This window comes from Paenibacillus sacheonensis (assembly GCF_009909195.1).
In the GTDB taxonomy this organism is placed as follows: domain Bacteria; phylum Bacillota; class Bacilli; order Paenibacillales; family Paenibacillaceae; genus Paenibacillus_Z; species Paenibacillus_Z sacheonensis.
Window position 1 is genome coordinate 382,700 of record NZ_JAAAMU010000004.1, and the last position, 17,573, is coordinate 400,272.

16 protein-coding genes and 1 pseudogene are annotated in these 17,573 nt (G+C 54.1%); 13 read left to right on the forward strand and 4 right to left on the reverse strand.

All coding sequences use genetic code 11. The annotated features are described in order from the left end of the window. Positions 1-80 precede the first annotated feature (80 nt). Together GT003_RS09865 and GT003_RS09870 are read left to right on the forward strand one after the other, a co-directional pair. On the forward strand, positions 81-971 hold the full coding sequence (locus GT003_RS09865) for an ABC transporter permease subunit (protein ID WP_161696972.1): 891 nt from the start codon (positions 81-83) through the stop codon (positions 969-971). Beyond that, complete coding sequence (locus GT003_RS09870) at positions 971-1,783, forward strand: carbohydrate ABC transporter permease (protein WP_161696974.1); 813 nt, start codon at positions 971-973, stop codon at positions 1,781-1,783. Before GT003_RS09865 ends, GT003_RS09870 begins: the two co-directional genes overlap by 1 nt. A 51-nt stretch (positions 1,784-1,834) precedes the next feature. Here the strand turns inward: GT003_RS09870 and GT003_RS09875 are convergent, their stop codons facing one another. Next, positions 1,835-3,412 (reverse strand): glycosyltransferase, encoded by a 1,578-nt coding sequence (locus GT003_RS09875; RefSeq protein WP_161696976.1) that lies wholly within the window; start codon positions 3,410-3,412, stop codon positions 1,835-1,837. Positions 3,413-3,649: 237 nt separating this feature from the next. On the opposite strand from GT003_RS09875, the gene GT003_RS09880 reads away from it, so the two are divergent. Both GT003_RS09880 and GT003_RS09885 read left to right on the forward strand, forming a co-directional pair. Further along, a complete protein-coding gene (locus GT003_RS09880; protein WP_161696978.1) occupies positions 3,650-4,420 on the forward strand; it encodes a class I SAM-dependent methyltransferase in 771 nt (256 codons plus the stop codon). 36 nt (positions 4,421-4,456) lie between these two features. Further along, positions 4,457-4,726 (forward strand): NUDIX hydrolase, encoded by a 270-nt coding sequence (locus tag GT003_RS09885; RefSeq protein ID WP_161696980.1) that lies wholly within the window; start codon positions 4,457-4,459, stop codon positions 4,724-4,726. A 217-nt stretch (positions 4,727-4,943) separates the two neighbouring features. On the opposite strand, the gene GT003_RS09890 is transcribed toward GT003_RS09885, so the two are convergent. Next, positions 4,944-6,143 carry an epoxide hydrolase family protein gene (locus GT003_RS09890; protein ID WP_161696982.1) on the reverse strand — a complete coding sequence of 400 codons (1,200 nt, stop codon included), beginning with the start codon at positions 6,141-6,143 and terminating at the stop codon, positions 4,944-4,946. A gap of 236 nt (positions 6,144-6,379) precedes the next feature. Here GT003_RS09890 and GT003_RS09895 point away from each other — a divergent pair, with 236 nt between their 5' ends. The 6 genes and pseudogenes from GT003_RS09895 to GT003_RS09920 all read left to right on the forward strand — a co-directional run bounded on the left by GT003_RS09895 (position 6,380) and on the right by GT003_RS09920 (position 12,685). Then, on the forward strand, positions 6,380-7,918 hold the full coding sequence (locus tag GT003_RS09895; protein ID WP_161696984.1) for a copper amine oxidase N-terminal domain-containing protein: 1,539 nt from the start codon (positions 6,380-6,382) through the stop codon (positions 7,916-7,918). Between the two features lie 45 nt (positions 7,919-7,963). Next, positions 7,964-8,538: pseudogene (locus GT003_RS09900) on the forward strand (histidine phosphatase family protein). 318 nt (positions 8,539-8,856) lie between these two features. After that, a complete protein-coding gene (locus tag GT003_RS09905) occupies positions 8,857-9,468 on the forward strand; it encodes a pentapeptide repeat-containing protein (protein ID WP_161696986.1) in 612 nt (203 codons plus the stop codon). Positions 9,469-10,194: 726 nt separating this feature from the next. Then, positions 10,195-10,617, forward strand: a complete 423-nt coding sequence (locus tag GT003_RS09910) for a VOC family protein (protein ID WP_161696988.1) — start codon at positions 10,195-10,197, stop codon at positions 10,615-10,617. Between the two features lie 316 nt (positions 10,618-10,933). Continuing rightward, entirely contained in the window at positions 10,934-11,845 is a 912-nt protein-coding gene (locus tag GT003_RS09915) for an aminoglycoside phosphotransferase family protein (RefSeq protein WP_161696991.1), read from the forward strand. A gap of 306 nt (positions 11,846-12,151) precedes the next feature. Next, positions 12,152-12,685 carry an RDD family protein gene (locus GT003_RS09920; protein ID WP_161696993.1) on the forward strand — a complete coding sequence of 178 codons (534 nt, stop codon included), beginning with the start codon at positions 12,152-12,154 and terminating at the stop codon, positions 12,683-12,685. An 8-nt stretch (positions 12,686-12,693) separates the two neighbouring features. Here the strand turns inward: GT003_RS09920 and GT003_RS09925 are convergent, their stop codons facing one another. Next, a complete protein-coding gene (locus GT003_RS09925; RefSeq protein ID WP_161696995.1) occupies positions 12,694-13,806 on the reverse strand; it encodes a DUF3626 domain-containing protein in 1,113 nt (370 codons plus the stop codon). 45 nt (positions 13,807-13,851) lie between these two features. Here GT003_RS09925 and GT003_RS09930 point away from each other — a divergent pair, with 45 nt between their 5' ends. Both GT003_RS09930 and GT003_RS09935 read left to right on the forward strand, forming a co-directional pair. Beyond that, complete coding sequence (locus GT003_RS09930) at positions 13,852-15,480, forward strand: ATP-binding protein (protein WP_161696997.1); 1,629 nt, start codon at positions 13,852-13,854, stop codon at positions 15,478-15,480. Between the two features lie 87 nt (positions 15,481-15,567). Further along, positions 15,568-16,038 (forward strand): DinB family protein, encoded by a 471-nt coding sequence (locus GT003_RS09935; protein ID WP_161696999.1) that lies wholly within the window; start codon positions 15,568-15,570, stop codon positions 16,036-16,038. A gap of 87 nt (positions 16,039-16,125) precedes the next feature. On the opposite strand, the gene GT003_RS09940 is transcribed toward GT003_RS09935, so the two are convergent. Then, a complete protein-coding gene (locus tag GT003_RS09940) occupies positions 16,126-16,632 on the reverse strand; it encodes a cupin domain-containing protein (protein WP_161697001.1) in 507 nt (168 codons plus the stop codon). Positions 16,633-16,998: 366 nt separating this feature from the next. On the opposite strand from GT003_RS09940, the gene GT003_RS09945 reads away from it, so the two are divergent. Further along, positions 16,999-17,460, forward strand: coding sequence for a GNAT family N-acetyltransferase (locus GT003_RS09945; protein WP_338045884.1), 462 nt, complete (start codon positions 16,999-17,001; stop codon positions 17,458-17,460). The last annotated feature ends 113 nt before the right edge of the window (positions 17,461-17,573 follow it).

The window sequence follows — 17,573 nt, forward strand, 5'->3', positions numbered from 1 at the left end:
CGGCATCCTCGGGGGAAAAGGCGCGGCGCGGTTCCGCGAACCGCGCCTTCTTCCGTCATGCCCGAAAGGAGAGGTAGCGCGTGAACGAAGTTAAAAGAGCTTCAAGGTTCAGGAATGCACGCGGCTGGCTGTTCGTGCTGCCCGGCCTGCTGTTCCATATTTTCGCGGTTGCGATTCCGGCCGTCCTATCGCTGTATCTGCCCTTCACGGAGTGGAACGGGCTCAGCATGCCGAAATTCAACGGACTCGATAACTTCAAGCAGCTGATTCATGATTCCATCGTCGGCACGGCATTTCTGAACAATATCAAGTGGGCTTTATTCTGGGTGACCATTCCGACTATTTTCGCTTTCTTCCTTGCCTATCTGCTCAATAAAATCAAACGCTGGCAAACCGTGTACCAGTCTATCTACTTCTCAACGTCGATCATAACAGTTACGGTTGCTGGACAGATTTGGCTGTGGCTCTACAATCCGTTCAGCGGCATGAACTTTTATCTGGATAAAGCGGGTGTCGGCTTCATCGACATTCCGGGGTTGACCATTCCGTCCCTGTCCATCTTCTTCGTCTTGATCGCGGATATGTGGAAGGGCTTCGGCGGCAATGTCGTCTGGCTGCTGGCGGCGATGACCCAGAACGACAAGTCGCTCGAAGAAGCGGCTAAGCTCGACGGCGCGGGACGCTTCCGGATTATCTGGAACGTCATCCTGCCGCAGCTGCGTCCGACGCTCGTCATCGTCACGATGCTGACGGTGCTCAATTCCTTCGGCGCCTTCGAGATGGTTTATGTCATGACCGGCGGCGGGCCGGCTCATGCGACGGAGACGCTGTCGACGTACTACTATGTACTCAGCACGACAGGCCGGCAAGCGGGCTACGGCTCCATGGTCGCCTTGCTCCAGACGTTTATCGCCGTCGTATTGATCGGGGCTTACGGGTATCTGCGCAAGAAGAAAGGATGGGATGTCTAATGCGCATTCGGCTCAATTGGCGCCATATTCCGCTGCTGCTCGCCGCAGCCTTCTCGCTGTTCCCGATGGTCTTCCTGTTTCTGAATGCGTTCAAGAAGAAGGCCGAAATCATTAAGAATCCGCTCGGCTGGCCCTTGCACTGGACGATGGACAACTTCGTGAAAGCCTGGGAGAAAGGGCATTACAACATCGCGTATCTAAACACTTTCATCGTGACGGGCCTTACGGTCGTTCTGATGTGCATTGTGTGCGGGCTTGCGGCATATGGACTCACGTACATGAAGACGCCCGGCGGCGGGATCTTCCTGGCCTATCTGTTCGTCACGATGAGCATGCCGATCGGTTTCATTCCGATCTTCTTCATGACGGTAAAGCTCGGCCTGATCAATAACTACTGGGGCGTTATCATCCCCTATGTCGGCGGGGGATTCGCCTTCAACGTCTTCCTGCTTCGAGCCTTCATGATCGGCATTCCGAAGGATCTGCTGGAATCGGCGACCGTGGACGGCTGCAACCAGATGAGAGCGTTCTTCGCCATCATCCTGCCGCTCGCGAAGCCGGCGTTCACGGTCGTGGCGCTGTTCACGACGCTCAGCAGCTGGAACGAGATCTTCTTGTCCAATGCGATTCTGCAATCCGACGGCATGAAGACCGTATCCGTCGCGTACTTGAATTTCACGAGCAAATACGGAACCAACTGGGGCCTCATGGCTGCAGGCGGCGTCCTGACGGTTATTCCGATGATCGTGCTCTTCCTCAGCATGTCGAAGAAGTTCGTATCCGGTTTGCAAGAAGGCGGCGTGAAGTTCTAGCGTCTCCCGGCGGCAAAATCCCCTCCGAGTTATCGGAGGGGATTTTTGCATCTAACAGGATACGCGGGCATGGGATGCGTACAGGGACGCGTAAGCATCCATCTCGGCGTCGAGCGCCGGCTGCTGCATGCCCGCTATGTTGGCTTTCAGCGTATTAAGAATCGCCGGATTGCGGAGAAGCAGCTTCAAGCGCGCTGCCAGGTGACGGGCATCTCCGATGCGGAACGTAAAGCCGTTCAGACCGTCGACGATCTTCTCGGCCATGCCGCCGGCGCCGGACGCGATGACGGGCACGCGGGATGCCAGTGCTTCGCGGAGCGTCAGCGGTGCATTCTCGTACCAGACCGAGGGGACGACGGCGACGTCAGCTTCATGGTAGATGCGGGGGAGATCGTCTTCGGCATACGTCCCGCGGAACGAAATGCGGCTGTCGCCGGCCGCGGCTCGCTTCAGCGCATCCGCATAGACCGGGTCGCCTGATCCGTAAATATGAAGCCGCAGCTGGCGGGAGCGTATCATGGCCATCGCGGCCAAGAGGACATGCACGCCTTTATGCTCGCCCAGCGAGCCGCCATAGACGAGCGTGATCCGGTCGCCGGCGCGATACGTCCTGGCATTCGGGACGAACGCTTCGAGACGCATGCCATGGGGCAGGATGTCCACGTCGATGGAGGGCATGGCGCCTTTCATGTACGAGGCGAGGAAGGTAGAGGGAGCCACGATGCGCCGGGCGCCCTGCAATAGAGGCGCCAATGCCTGCAGACGCTCGGCAGCACCCGGCAGGAGGCAATGGAGGGCACAGGCGGAGCCGCCTTCCGGACCCGCGCACAGCTGGCGATCCGTCCGCAGCAGCGTCGATTTCGGGCAAGCCAGCCAGTAATCGGTTAAGGTCATGACATAAGGAATTCCGAGCTTAAGGGCGGAACGGATGAAGCCCGTACCGTTCATGGCATGCGCGACATGAAGGATATCCGGCTGTTCGCGCAGCAGGACGTCGTCGGCGAAGGCTGCAAACCCCGGATCTCTGAACAGCGGCATCAGCTCGCCTTCGGCTTCCGCGGCTCCACGGTAGGCAAGCACCGGTATGCCCTCATGCTCGTATTCGACGCTTGCGATGTCTCCCGATGCGGATGGCTCCGCGAGCGATTCGCTGCAGGCGATTACTTTCACGCGATGCCCGCGCTGCTGCATCGTGCGCGCGAGCTGCAGGACGAACTTCTCGGTGCCGGTATAGGATTCCGGATAGAAGGCATGAACGAGATAGAGGATCTTGAGCGGTTCTCCGGGCTGCCGGCCGGAGGCGATCGGCTCCGCGGCATATGCCGAAGCGGCAGCCAGATTCAGAGCGGGTATGCGAAGAGCGGCCGTCTGCACGTTCGGCGGGGAGGCCATTCTTGCGATCCGACGGCCGGTTGTCCTCTTCGCCGCACGGCGGCGCGAGCGCGCTGTGCCCTTAACGGACCGCTTGCGCCGCGAAGGATGAGCCGCCGGCGAAGAACGTCTTACCCCCGCGGCTGCGCGCGTTCCCGCTGACCGCGCGAATGCGCGCTTGCCGGCGGCAGCGCGGGATAAGGCTCGAGTACCGGCAGCGGTCCGTGTTGTCCGTGTCCGTTTCGGTTTGCTTTTCATAGGATGTGCACCTCCAGGGGAGCGCTGCGTACGATGATCGGTTTATCCTATGTGAGCGGAGACCGGATGTCGCGGGCTATGGACCGGTGTCCGATTGTTGGAACGGCAGGAAAACATTGGACAACATATATAGCCGGCGATATAATAATCACCCGGGTTACGGAACGATACAGATTAGAAACGATGCAATGCTTGATTATATCCCTGCCAATCGGCGAAAAGGAGCGTGGGCACGCAATGCCTTCCGAGATGAGAGAGACCTTTAATGAAGTGGCGTCGGTGTACGATCAAGTCCGCAATCATTATCCGGCCCGGCTGTTCGAGGACCTGTTCGCCTGGACGCAGCTGTCTCCCGGAGCCCGCGTGCTCGAGATCGGCGCAGGCACAGGCATCGCGACGCTGCCGCTCGCCGAATGCGGATGCCGCATAACGGCGATCGAGCTGGGGCCGGAGATGGCTGCTATCGCAAGAGCCAAACTCGAGGTTTATCCGGATGTCGAGGTCGTCACCGCACCTTTCGAAGCGTGGACGGCGCCCGAGGAGCCCTATGATCTGATCCTGTCGGCTACGGCGATCCATTGGATCGATCCGGAGGTGCGCTACAAGAAGCCGGCTTCGCTTCTTCGTGCCGGCGGACATTTTGCCATTCTTAATTACGTGCATGCCGATGGCGGGGATCAATCGTTCTTCGATCAAGCTCAGCGGTGTTATGAAACATTCATTCCTTCCTCGGTGAAGGCCAAACCCCCGGACATCAATCCGTATGTAAACGAGCTGATCGCGAGCGGTTATTTCGAGGAGCCGCAGACATCGGTGCACCTCACGGAAGAACGCTATAACCGGGACGATTACGTACGGCTGTTATCGACCTATTCGGATCACCGGATGCTCGACGCCGACATCCGCGAACGGCTTCTAGCTTGCATCGGGTCCCTGATCGATGACGGCTACGGCGGATCGATTCGCAAATGCTACCGGAATGAACTGATCGTCGCGCGCAAGAAATAGGCTGCACCGGCTGATGGCTAGAATGGAGAGTCGTGTATGCATGGCAGCGGGAATCCGAACAGTGGCAAGGCCGTTATCATCAAGGATGAACCGTTGCTCGTCTTGAGGCGCTCCGTCGTTCAGGGGAGTTTTTCGTACTCCCTGGCGGCGGTCGAAGAGCTGCTCTTTATTAACGAGTTCATCGGCAAGCGGGATTCTTCGATCCCCGAACTGGAACGGGATGTTCATCAGATTGAATATACGTTCGCATGCCGCATGGTCTCTATGTATGAAGCCCGTTCGGGAGACAGGTCCGACGCACACTAACTTGGCCTTGCATGGATTCCGCTTGAAGAGATCGCCGACTATCGGCTGTACCCGTCCGGTGACCTAGCAATTCATTATTGGAACTCCGACCCGCGATGCATTGGCTGGCTGGATCGGGAATCGGAATCTCGGACATATGCCGGCTTTTATCGATGGTTGAAAGGCCCACAGCGCAGAGCGCTATGGGCCTTCAGCATGTGCGCCTGACTCCGGACAATCATCTTACCAGCCTGAACGCAGCGCGGAGTTCCGACGTGAACAGCAATGGCACCTCCCAAGCCGCGAAGTGCCCGCCCCTGTCGACCCTGTGGTAGTAGAACAGATTCGGGTAGGCTTGCTTCGCCCAACTGAGCGGGGCTTGATAGAGCTCGTAGGGAAAGACGCTCACCGCGACCGGGAGGGTGACGCCCTTGGCGGCGAAGAAGGAGAATTTGTTTTCCCAATAGAGACGCGCCGATGAAATCGCCGTTGTAGTCAACCAGTAGAGCGTCACGTCGTCAAGGACGTCGTCCCTGGTCAGACCATGGGGGTGTCCGGCGAAAGCCTGCGAGATGATCTCCAGACTGTACGCGTCATGGTCGATCAGAAAAGCGGCCAAACCGACGGGGGAATCCACGAGGCCGGTCAGCGTCTGAGGGCGTGTTCCCATGATTTTGGCATAACCGATATGACCGTATACGAAAGCCAATTGCCGGCATGCGCGCAGCTCCTCTTCCGAGAGACCTGGGGGAAGCGGGTTACCGGCCTGGAGCGCCTGATCGATGTAGGGCGGAACCGCGCCGGGCATATTGGTATGCATGGCGATCAGTCCCGGCGGTTTCTGCAGCGCCATCAGATCCGTGATGATCGCGCCCCAATCGCCGCCTTGGGCGACGTACCGCGTGTAGCCTAGGCGCGTCATCAGCTCGATCCAGGCGCACGCGATGCGGACGGGACCCCAGCCCGTCGTCGTCGGCCTGCCCGAGAACCCGTAGCCGGGGAGGGACGGGATGACCAGATGGAAAGCGTCCGCTGCGGTGCCGCCGTATGCCGTGGGATCGGTTAGCGGTTCGATCACCTTCAGCATCTCGATGATCGAGCCGGACCAGCCGTGCGTGATGATGAGCGGTAGCGCGTCTTCGTGCTTCGAACGTATGTGCATGAAGTGAATGTCCACGCCGTCGATCTCGGTCAAGTATTGCGGGATCGAATTAAGCCTCGCCTCGCACCTGCGCCAATCGTACCCGTTCGCCCAATAGCTCGCGAGCTGCTGGGCCGTTTCAAGCTTTACGCCTTGCGATTGATCCGGTACGGTCTCCCGGTCCGGCCATCTCGTCGCGATGACCCGCTTGCGCAATTCGATCAGGTCCTCTTCCGGAAAATGGATATGAAACGGACCCCGTATGGCATGCTTATCCGTAAGCTGCGTTTGTGACATGGCGATCTCCTTTTGATACGTTATGGTTGTTCAGCAAGTCGGTAACCGTGTATTCCACCATATTCATAGGCTGGGCTATTCGTACCTCGGTCGTCAGCGTCGAAGATCCCCTAGACAAGCTTCTTGAAAGTGATGGATGTTCTTAATTTGTAAGATATAGGAACTTTTCCGTTCTCCCACCGTCTAAATGCTTGATGACGCCATCAAGGCTCATGGAACGAGAAAGGGGAAGAGGAATGAAGTCCAACGTCATGCATCGCGTCTTTGCGGTTCTTGCATCCTTGGCAGGTGCGATGATGCTAACCTTCCTTGCTGCTCCGGCAGCATCGGCGGCAAGCAGCGTCTACTTGACAGTGAACGGCGTACCGACGAACCAACCTTCGCTAGTGCCGCTTCTGATCGAGGGTCATGCGTATGTGCCCGTTCGCGCCATGGCTGAGCTTGCCGGAGAAGCCGTTGAATGGGATGGCGGCTCCTGCAGCGTGCTTATTCGCACGAAACCGGCAGCTGCCGAGGGAATGTCTTGCAGAGGCGTTCAACTGTGGATCGACGGCAAACGGACATCCGAGGAATTAAAGCCGATCATCCGTAATAATCGTGCCTATGTACCGATTCGAACGGCGACTGCGGCATTCGGCATGCCCGTTGCTTGGGATAACGTCAAACGGAGCGTCAATGTAACGAAGAAAGCGGTTGATTCATTGGCCGCCTATCATCTGCTTCCCGATGGACGATATCGGATAGAGAAACTTGCCGCCAGACAGATCGAGAGGATCCAAGAGCCGGTAACGACCAGCCAGCTGAGGAGCATCGGCGCTGATGCGTTAGCGCGCTCGGAGAAGTTTGAAGCCACGGTGATGACCGGGCATGGCGACGTCTTGGTTAAGCTTCAAAAGGTATCGCTTGCGGGGCGGTCGATCGTCATGCCGCAGGATATCGATCAGTTCCCGCTGGAATACGTGATTACGCCGGATGGAAACAAATCGTTCGTGGTCGCCGACAATGGAATCTGGCTCATTAACAGTGCCGCCAAGAAGCTCCAGCGTATATCGCCGCTTGCGTATAAGGGGAAAACCTTCAGCATGATCGCAAAGGAAGGTCCAACGAACGACGAACATTGGATGCTCTATTGGAATGGAGGCGTCCGGCCTAGTCCCGACGGCACCAAGCTGATTTATACCTCTAATAAAACCAACCGGAGTCCTATGGAGGCAGCGCTATTTACTTACGATCTCGCGACTGGCGCAGAAACGAGGATCGGCAAGACGGATGGAGCGATGTACGAGATCATCGGATGGTTGGATTCTCAGCGCGTCCTTTGCATCAAGGAATACGATTCAGTCCGAACCACTATCGCGGTAAACATGCAGGGCGAAGAGCGCGAATTGGATCTGCCGGATATAGAAGCGCAGCTATTTGCCGTCCAAGACGATCGGATTGCCTATTACGTCCCTCATAACGACGGGGATGAATTTCATATTGCCAGCATTGACTCATCCAGCGAGCTTCACGACATTGCGACCCTACGATCCCAAGGCTCTATCAGAATGCGCGGAGGTCAAGCATTCAGCCTGCACGGTTCGTATCTAGCTTTCATCTATGTACCGAACGACGAGCCTATGGCGCGATACTTGAAAGTGATTCAATTGAATACCGAAACAGTAACGGACATTGATACGTTTCCGCTAGGCGCTCAAGCCTCGGCTGCCATCTTGGAATTCGCGTGGGCGGATGATGACACGATTGTTGCGGTCATACATGAAGATGAGGCCTAGCATTTCTGCACAAGAAACGCGGCTGAAGGTTGAAGGGGGAATTCGATGACAACGATCATTGGACTTATCAGACACGGGGTGACCGATTGGAATCAACAAGGCAAGGCGCAAGGCATCTCCGACATACCTCTGAACGAAGAAGGAGTAAAGCAAGCCGCTGCGCTGGCTGACAGACTCTCCGGCGAACAATGGGATGCTGTCTATTCCAGTACGCTAATGAGAGCCAAGCAGACGGCAGAGCGGGTACGGCATTCCTTGGGAATAGCGTCAATCGTGACCGACGAGCGAATAAGGGAAATCGATTGCGGCCGAATCGAGGGTACCACGGAGGCCGAACGCATCGCGCGCTGGGGAGCGAATTGGCGCGAGCTGGATCTGGGTATCGAGGATTCACGCGCTGTCGCCGGGCGCGGCTTGAGTTTCCTGAACGAACTGCTGGGGAATACGAAAACAAAAAAGTATTAATGGTCAGTCACGGCGGCTTAATCGGCTTGTCCTTGCAGCATCTCCTGCCGGATCGCTTCGCGACGACGTATCTGGGCAACGCTTCATTAACCATTCTGAATTACAGCCAAAGCGAGTGGACGTGTCCGTTATACAATTGCACGAAGCATCTTTAAGAGGAGCGTAAAGGTTTGCTGCAGCAGCACGATTGAGAGAAAAGCAAACCTAGAGAAAAGCAAACCTGGGGAAGAGCGAACAGAAAGCCGATAAATGGCCGACTGTTCGCTTTTCCTGTATCGGCGAATTTGAACTTCCCGTACCGATGACGTAAGGAAGTTAGAAAAATAAACAGCTTGACTTTCATCGGGGATTCGACAGGTACTTGACTGCCATATGCTATAGTAAAACAAGAAAATTACGCCTTCAGTCTTGCGAGATGCATGCATCCGATGGACTCGCGCTCAAGTTGGAGGATGGCATACAGGAGGTTTCTAATGTTTCAGCATCGCGGCCAGCATTACGAGGAAGTAAACTTTGGATCGCAGGACTTAAGGTACGGCGAGCTCCTTAGCTGTACGTTTATACGCTGTGCGTTTGCGAACGGATCGCTCGAAGAGATTGTCTCGAGCAGCTGCCGTTTCGTCGAGTGCGATTTTCGCGGGGCGTCCCTGAACGGATCGATCCATACCGAATCCGCCTTCGAGAACTGCATCTTCAATGGAGCGAATCTGTTTTCTTCCAAATTCGAGCAGTGCAAAATGACAGGCTCGGATTTGACGAACGCCACGTTGGACGGGATTACGATCGTTCAAGGGGATTGGTCGTATACGAATATGAGAAATACAAGACTGGCCAGGCAGGACCTGCGAGGCGTTAAGTGGGTCGAAGCGGATTTGACGGGAGCCAATCTGGAAAAAGCCGATCTGAGGGACGCCGACCTGACCATGGCCGTCCTGGCCAACGTCAAATTTCAAGGGGCCGACGTCCGCGGCGCGATGATGGAAGGCGTGGATTTGAAGACCTTTTCCATGACGGGGCTTAGAATCGATCATGATCAAGCTGTTTTGTTCGCTATTTCTCATGGAGCCAAGGTAGGAAGCAAGTAAGAACGCATTTCAACATCATTCTAACTGCGAAGGAGCGAGGACAATGACCGACTTTCAACCGAAACGTCAACAACCTCATAGGAACTCCTCGCGGTGCTGCTGCTAACCCATTCGCATCTGTCTACGCAAGCCCTGAGGAGCTGTTTGTCCTCAGGGCTTTTTATTTGCGTGCGGGTCCACTCTACCGTGTAGAGGGATGCTGCGCGCTAAAGCCACTGGTTCGTTAACGGTGGCTTTTGCGTTGACTGGAGAAGCGGGGCAACGTTACGACGACCGCAGGAATAGGGCTGGCAATTCGTTCCATCTGGGAGGCGGCGCAATCCGAGCGGCTGCGAAGCTATAGGAAGCGTGAAAGGGCAACGGCTCCGGCAAGTGAAGCGGGCGGGGGAGCGGGAGACAAGGCTGGGACGGAGGATGTCGTCCGGCTCGCGCTCATCGTTGGCTAGCCCGCTGCTTCCGGGTCGCAACGCCGGATTATTTCAGATTGACCGGGCTGGAGATCTGAAGGAAGCCGCGGTGGGTGATATCGAATGGGCCTTCGCTGACGGTGAGCTTCGGCTGCTTCAATGCCGGCGAATTACCGGATTGAATTAGGGCGCCGAGGTATTGGAAATTATCATTTACAAGCAAACATACATTCGCTATTCTATTCATATAGCTTCCAAAATTAGGGTTATAATTTGACTCGAACCATTCCGACGACTACTGAAAAAGGAGCTGATCGCTTTGGGTGAACATTCCGCTCAGGAGGAAAAACGGGATGAAACGTCCGTAGGGAAAGATCGGGCGCGAATCAAAAACGCTTCGTTCGTCTTATTGGTTGCCCATATTCAGGATGCAGTCGACTTTTACGAGGGGATCGGATTCACGACCGAAGACATTGGCGGCCATATTCACGTCAGTCATGGCGGAGCTACGTTTATTTTGCACGAGGCTGCTAACCCAAGCGATATCCGACCGTGCTCTTCTGCCGAAGGTGGCGTCTATTTCGATGCGTTCTGCTATACCGACAAGCAAGGGCTGAGACAGTTATACGACCTGTTCATCGCCAATCACATCGAGATTGCGAGAGGTCCGATTTGGTCCGAAGGTTGGAGCGAGCTCACCATACGCGATAATAATGGGTACTGCATTGCATTCGGCGCGTAAATCATGAGGATCTCATTGGAAGCAAAGCAGCGCAACTTTGAACTCGAAATAGTATGGCGTCATTGGATAAGAATGCGCCCTTCATGCCAACGACATGGCTGCTGGTGCCGGCAGCCTTTTTCGGGTTGCTTTAAAGAAATTGTTGAGAGCTTGCACGAATAAGAGGATACTGTCATTCATAGCTCAGTCATTTCCCAAGAGACTGTACGAGGCGCGTAAAACCACGCCAACCGGCGGTTAAACAGGGATTTACATAACACGAACTCGAAGCAACGCACCAGAGTACCAGAATACTCGCGTAAAGGAGCTATCGCGCATGATTGTGATTCCGGAGGCATTTTTGAATAGAATGCACGAGCTTCACGGCGAACAAGGGGACGCATGGTCAAGCGAGCTGCCAGGACTGATTGCCGAATGCGCAAGCAGGTTCGACTTTCGTCCGGAGTCGCCGTTTTCTAATTTATCCTATAACTTCGTACTCCGCGGGAAGCGCGGCGACGGGAAGCCCGCCGTTCTAAAATGCTCGTATTTGAAAGACGAGCTTGCTAGGGAAGTGAACGTCCTTCGCGCCTATGAGAGCCGAGGGGCGGTCGGGGTGCTGGAAGCAGACGAGGAGCTTGGCGTTGCTCTGCTGGAGGGAGCCGATCCCGGCACGCCGTTGTCTTCCATTGAAGATGACCTGCAAGCGACGAATATTTTCTGCGAAGTATTTCACCGGCTGCAGCTTCCGGCACCGTCCGGAAGCCAGTATCCAACCATGAAGCAGCATTTCGCGGCAATGGAACGTTATCGCGAGAGATATGAAGGCGTTAGTCTTGACGCGCCGCTGCCGGAGAGCTGGGTAGAGAATGCCGAGGAATGTCTTGCTTATCTCATCTCGACCACGGAAGAGAACCTTCTTCTGCATGGCGATCTGCATCATCAGAATATTCTCCGCCAAGGCGAGGAACAATGGAGCGTCATTGACCCTAAAGGCGTCATCGGCGACATTCATTTCGATACGATCCAATATTTGCTGAACTACGAGGATCGAGGCGGTGACTGCGAGGTCGTGCTGCGGAGGCGAATTGCGATCATGGCCGGTCGCTTGGGCTTGGACCCTCGCCGAATCGCGATGTGGGGCGTGGCGCGAGGCGTTCTTGAGGCCTGCTGGACGCTTGAAGACGGGGGAACGGATTGGCAGGCAGGCATCGCGATCACGGAGCGGTTCGCGAACTGCTTGAACTAGAAGCACCGAAGCTCGGTATCTCATTATAGGGGATGACATAACCATTAACTTGACCAAAGAACTCCATGACAACTTCAATTCGCTTATTTCTTATGCCGACGAGATAAATAGGCTGCATTTCGGCTCCGCGATGGCGGCCCTGATAATGATCGCTTTTATTTAAGAGAATTTGGAGTCAAGCTCATGGCGTGCCTGGATAGAACGGCAGGATAAATGAATCGCATAACGAATAACATGGAGTGTTTCGTTTTTTAGTCATTCATTCTTTAGTGTTTCGTTCTCTAATTGGTCACGAGGGGTAAAGTGATGCCTAAGCTTGGAAATGCAATTCACGTTTCATTAGGGACCCGCATGATCGCCTTTTTATGGGATTACGTCATCATTACGGGCTACATCATCCTGCTGGTAGGCCTGTCTTTTCTGATACGACCGTGGCTCACTCCCTTGTTTTCGACAGATCCCTTATTGGCGGAGCTCATGGGGTTTCTATTCATTACGCTGCCTGTCTATCTTTATTTTGCTATATGCGAGGGATCCGAAGCGCATGCGACTTGGGGAAAACGAAAAATGGGAATCGTGGTTACCCGTAAGGATGGTCAACCCATCAGACTCGGAGCCTCGATGATTCGTTCTGCCCTGAAATTCATCCCTTGGGAGCTGGCCCATTTCACCATTTGGCATATGGTCATTCCTACGGACTACCCCGATGTCTTGCTGAATTCATTATTGGCAGCCGTCTATGGTCTGGCACTGATCTATTTGATCAGCGCGTTATTTAGCAGAAATAAACAAACCGTCTATGACCTTATGGCAGGAACCGTTGTCAGGCATAAAGAATAGGACGCCGCTCATCCGTACTTGACCAAAACATGCCACATTAATTTCAACTCTTGAAGAACTTCCTGATACGTTCCTCTGTCGCTCCAAGCATGCGGATGTCGTTTCAAATCCATGGCGGCAGCGCCAATCATGCTTGCATCAATCCAACCGCCTTGTGCAATTCTTTGGGCTAGGGAGGGCATGGACGGACCTCTAAAATCCGCCGGAACCTGTTCCGCCGAAAGCGAAAAGCCCCTATGCCAATAAAGATCAATCGCATACTTTAGGCAAAGCTGCTCTAAAATTTCCCCTACATGAGTGCCCTGAAATGACGGGTCGGCCACAAGCATGCTCACGTCTTCTTGCAGCGAAATATCCCCATGAACCTGAGCTTCGATATAATGGTTGAGGTTTCGGCAGGGTTGTTCTTGCGACGGGTCTTGGAACGGCAGCTCGAGATTGACGAGCAAATGCCGGACCAGACTTCCCGCAGTCAGGTTTCGTTCACCTAGGGCACACTCGCTAACGAATGCATCCCTCATCAGAGCGGCTATTACGAGATCGAACTCCTCCAACGTCCCCTTGTCCTTGGGGTCTTGGTGGGAATCCAAATAGGTGTACGTGCAGCGCCGAGACACTTCGGGGTATAGAAGGAAGTAGCAGGATCCAAAGCGCGGCGCAGGTCCATCGGGATGCAGCATGACATCCAGCGCCCCGTACTTGGGACGTTCGTTATCGGTTGCGCCGTCTATTTGGTAGGCTCCGCCAAACAAGTTCTTCTCCCATAGGTCGCGTTCGCCGCCGGGATAGGCGGATACGCTTCCATTCGATATGAAGGTCTCGAACTGGCTTTTATACGTTCCATTCTCCAGGAGCGCTTCAGCTATGCTTCTCATGGCGGCATCCGGCCGGTCGGGGTGGAAATGAAGCGCGACGCGAGCATGGGTTTTTAGTTTCATTACCGCATCCTCATACGTTTCCCGCTCGACGTTCGTCATGTGAAGAATTTCCCTGATGGTCCGCTCCGCGTCATCTTTACGGCTTCTTGCGTAATTCGTTATATGCGTTAGCGCTAATCGTTGAGCTTGTGACAGATCCGCAGACAAGGATGTCACCTCCCGTTTTTTACAATCATAATACATGTTAAATCGTAGTGAAATTAGATTACGAGACGTAGGTGATCATGTTTGTTTCTCTTTGATTACATCGTGAATCTCTCGATTTTTTCGCTCTTTGTCAGTACGCCTTTCGTGCTTCGTTCGTTTATCAACCTCAAGCCGCTCAAGCATCCGCTGATTTGGTGCGGTCTATACGGGGGCATCGTTTCGATTGTCCTCGTTCTATTAGCCGTGAAGCAGCAAGGTTATGTATACGATATCCGGTATGCCCCCGTTATTTTGACGTTTGCTTATCTTGGCCCTGTTGCGGGAATCATTACCGGCCTTTTCGCCTTAGCCATCCGATTGCTTTCAAGCGGCAATTGGTTTCCCGCCATCGGCGGCTGGATGTTCATTATGGTCGTGTTCTCCATCCTACATATCTACTTCTCCCGTCGTCGGCTGCCCCTCTTCAAGAGAAGCCTGGCGTTGTCGGGCGCTTATATCGTGCTGTACATGTGTACGGTATTTACATTCGGCATTCTGGTGGACAAGCCGCTCTTTCATCTGCAGTATTTATGGTTCGTCATACTCGGAGTGCTTTTAGGCGGGCTGCTCATCGAATCCCATGAACGGCTGCGACGCATCATTGCCGAGCGAGACGAAATGGAATTGTCATTGAACGCAAGCGAGTACCAATACCGGCTCATTGCCGAAAATACGTCCGACCTCATCATGGTGTTGGATCCGGACCATGCGATCCGGTATTTTTCTCCTTCCCATGCGTTCGTGCTCGGATATCCCAGTCTGTCACAGGATTGCGCGGCGCTCGACAGGATTATCAGTCCCGATGATGTGAACACGTTTCATCAGACGGTTAGAAAGATCATCGAGCAGAAGACATCGCAATCCATGGAGATTCGATTCCGACATCAGGAAGGACGTCTGATTCCTTTCGATTCCCTATGCAAGCCAGTCGAGGGAAATGGAGGACGGATCGAGCATATCGTGATCATCAGCCGAGACATCTCCGAGCGCAAGAAGGCGGAAGAATTTCTCCTGCAGTCCGAGAAGCTGTCCGTTGTCGGTGAATTGGCGGCGGGCGTGGCCCACGAGATCCGCAATCCGCTGACGACAATCAAAGGGTTTCTCCAATTATACAAAGTGGAGAACGGCTCCATGAAATACGGCGATTTGCTGCAAGACGAGTTGGAACGCATTGAAATCGTCACGAGCGAGCTTCTCTCGATGGCTAAGCCGCAGGCCCTTGCGTACACGCTCGAGAACGTCAAAGACGTCATCGAACAAACGCTCGAGTTTCTGACGCCGCAGTCGTCAGCAAACCACATCGCGTTCAAACGCGATTACCGGGGAGAATTCTTTCCCGTGATGTGCGTCAAAAATCAATTAAATCAGGTATTTCTAAATCTATTAAAAAACGCGATCGAATCCATGCCGAGCGGAGGAGAAATCAACATCGGGCTGCAATTGGACGCGAACGGGGAATGCCTCATTTCCATTCAAGATCAAGGCTGCGGCATTCCGGAGGAGCATCTTCATCGTTTGGGCCAGCCCTTCTATCGTTTAAAAGAGAAAGGGACGGGACTCGGTCTCATGATCAGCCATAAAATCATCAAACAGTATCATGGCCGCATCGCCTATCAGAGCAAGGTCGGCGAAGGCACGCGTATTGAAATCAGGCTGCCGATCCATGGATAGGGCATCGTGACGGCGCTTGGCATGAGGAAGGAACCCGATCCCCGGACAGGGATACGGAGAATAGGATGTACGAGGAGGATAAACGAGATGCGGAAGCTATTCGAATATAATTGGCAAGTGCGGGATGACTGGTTCGCATGGTGCCAAGACGTTCCGGAAGAAGAGCTGCTCAAGAAACGGACAGGCGGGATCGGCGGCATATTGCATACGTTGTTTCATATCGCGGACGTGGAGTTCAGCTGGCTGTCCGGACTGCAAGGAAAGCCGGATTTCACGGAACCGTTCGAAGCCCATGCCAGCCTTGAGAAAGTGATGGCGTTGTCGGCCAGGTTTCACGAGGAAGTTCGTCCCTTCGTCTTGGCGTGGAGCCCTGAGATGGAAGAAAAGGAATTATCGGAACCGACGCCCCAAGGGAAACCCGAAATCTTCAAATACGGCGAAATCATGCGACATGTTATCGCTCATGAGATCCATCATATGGGCCAATTGTCCGTATGGTCGAGGGAAGTGGGCAAAGTCCCCGTGACGGCGAATCTCATTCGCCGCGGATTATATTAACGATGGCGGTCGCAGCGAAGGACTCGCAGGAGACTGCATGCGGCGAGGTTAGCCAATGAAAAAACGAGGGCATCCGGCTGGATGCCCTCATTTCGTAGCCCAAATTCGAATGAGCGGTCCTTCATCGCCGTAGACGGGATCCCGGTCGGGCAATGGGACGCGCATAATGTCTTCCAACGCCTGGGGCCGTTCGCCGGACTGGCCGGTCTTCGTATTATAGCTCATCCCGTCCGGATAGGCGCCGGTTACGGAGAAGCTGCCGCTTGAGCGGATTTTCTTATGCCCCGTTCCGGCCGGCAGCACCAGCACATCGCCGGCTTGCACCTCGATTTCTTTTCCTTGCTCCCCGCCGATCGCCAATAAGGCGGTTCCGCTGAGCACGGCCAGAACCTCATGCGAATTGCTGTGATAATGATGGTAACCAAACACGCCGTTGACCCAGCTGTTCCGCCAGTTGTTCTCCTTCAATCTAGCTTCGGCCTGGAAGGGATCTTCTTGAAAGGCCCCGGCGTACAGAAGTACGGGTAAGTTCGGGTTATTGGGAATTTGCCCGTCGTCTTCGAAGAAATACGTCACTACGTTCAAGGTTATCATCTCCTCATTCTGACTTTACTCGTTATTTCCTCCTATATGGGCGGTAGAAGCACTTGTTCATAAATTATATCACCATGTGGTTATTTACTTACGCACACTTCGGCGCAAGAATGAACGGTTCAGTAAACGCAAATTAGCGCAGCCGGCATGTAAGAGCCGTCGATTCTCAAAACATGGCAGGATCGATTGATTGCTACTCGAATTACTCATGGTGGGAGTCATTCAGGGATTCGCACCTCAGGCGTCACGGAAGTTAACGAATGACTGAACAGTAAGTCAAATTACTTATGAAGCGTGCTGGAAATTCGAGTGACGCCGCCATTTGCGGTTCGGTGGCTGGTCTTTTGCAGGAGTGGAGGATACCTAGTGAATATTCGATTGGCTGCATTGGAGGATGTTGCGCAACTGGTTCAGATGCGCTGGGACTTTTCGGAAGAAGAACACCTTATGAATACGGCAGGCTTTGACGAATTCAATCGCGATTGCAGCGAGTTTTTGATAAACGCCATGGGAAGTGGAAATTGGTACATATGGGTGGCTGAAACCGAGCGTACGCTCGTATCGCATATGTATCTGCAGCTCATTCATAAAGTTCCACGACCAGGGAAGTCGCGTCACCCGCATTACGGCTACGTTACCAATGTCTATACTCGTCCCGCGTATAGAAGTCAGGGCATCGGATCAAGGCTTCATAATGCCATGGAAATATGGTCAAAAGAGAATGAGGTCGAGTTTCTTGTTCTCTGGCCCAGCAGAGATAGCGTACGGTTCTATGCAAGAAATGGTTTCTCCCATTGCAAAGAAGCGATGGAGAAGCATTGGGATTAGACACGGCCGGCCTGTATCACGCATCGTTGCAACCGCTACAAAGTTTTAGGGGACTTGTTGGATGAAATTAAAGCTCACGATCGGAATATTGCTCCGTTATTCCAAAAGGAGAA

Coding starts and splice junctions, on each gene's coding strand:
- GT003_RS09870 (WP_161696974.1), top strand. CDS start 971: ATGCGCATTCGGCTCAATTGGCGCCATATTCCGCTGCTGCTCGCCGCA.
- GT003_RS09875 (WP_161696976.1), bottom strand. CDS start 3,412: ATGAAAAGCAAACCGAAACGGACACGGACAACACGGACCGCTGCCGGT.
- GT003_RS09880 (WP_161696978.1), top strand. CDS start 3,650: ATGCCTTCCGAGATGAGAGAGACCTTTAATGAAGTGGCGTCGGTGTAC.
- GT003_RS09885 (WP_161696980.1), top strand. CDS start 4,457: ATGCATGGCAGCGGGAATCCGAACAGTGGCAAGGCCGTTATCATCAAG.
- GT003_RS09890 (WP_161696982.1), bottom strand. CDS start 6,143: ATGTCACAAACGCAGCTTACGGATAAGCATGCCATACGGGGTCCGTTT.
- GT003_RS09895 (WP_161696984.1), top strand. CDS start 6,380: ATGAAGTCCAACGTCATGCATCGCGTCTTTGCGGTTCTTGCATCCTTG.
- GT003_RS09905 (WP_161696986.1), top strand. CDS start 8,857: ATGTTTCAGCATCGCGGCCAGCATTACGAGGAAGTAAACTTTGGATCG.
- GT003_RS09915 (WP_161696991.1), top strand. CDS start 10,934: ATGATTGTGATTCCGGAGGCATTTTTGAATAGAATGCACGAGCTTCAC.
- GT003_RS09920 (WP_161696993.1), top strand. CDS start 12,152: ATGCCTAAGCTTGGAAATGCAATTCACGTTTCATTAGGGACCCGCATG.
- GT003_RS09925 (WP_161696995.1), bottom strand. CDS start 13,806: ATGTATTATGATTGTAAAAAACGGGAGGTGACATCCTTGTCTGCGGAT.
- GT003_RS09935 (WP_161696999.1), top strand. CDS start 15,568: ATGCGGAAGCTATTCGAATATAATTGGCAAGTGCGGGATGACTGGTTC.
- GT003_RS09940 (WP_161697001.1), bottom strand. CDS start 16,632: ATGATAACCTTGAACGTAGTGACGTATTTCTTCGAAGACGACGGGCAA.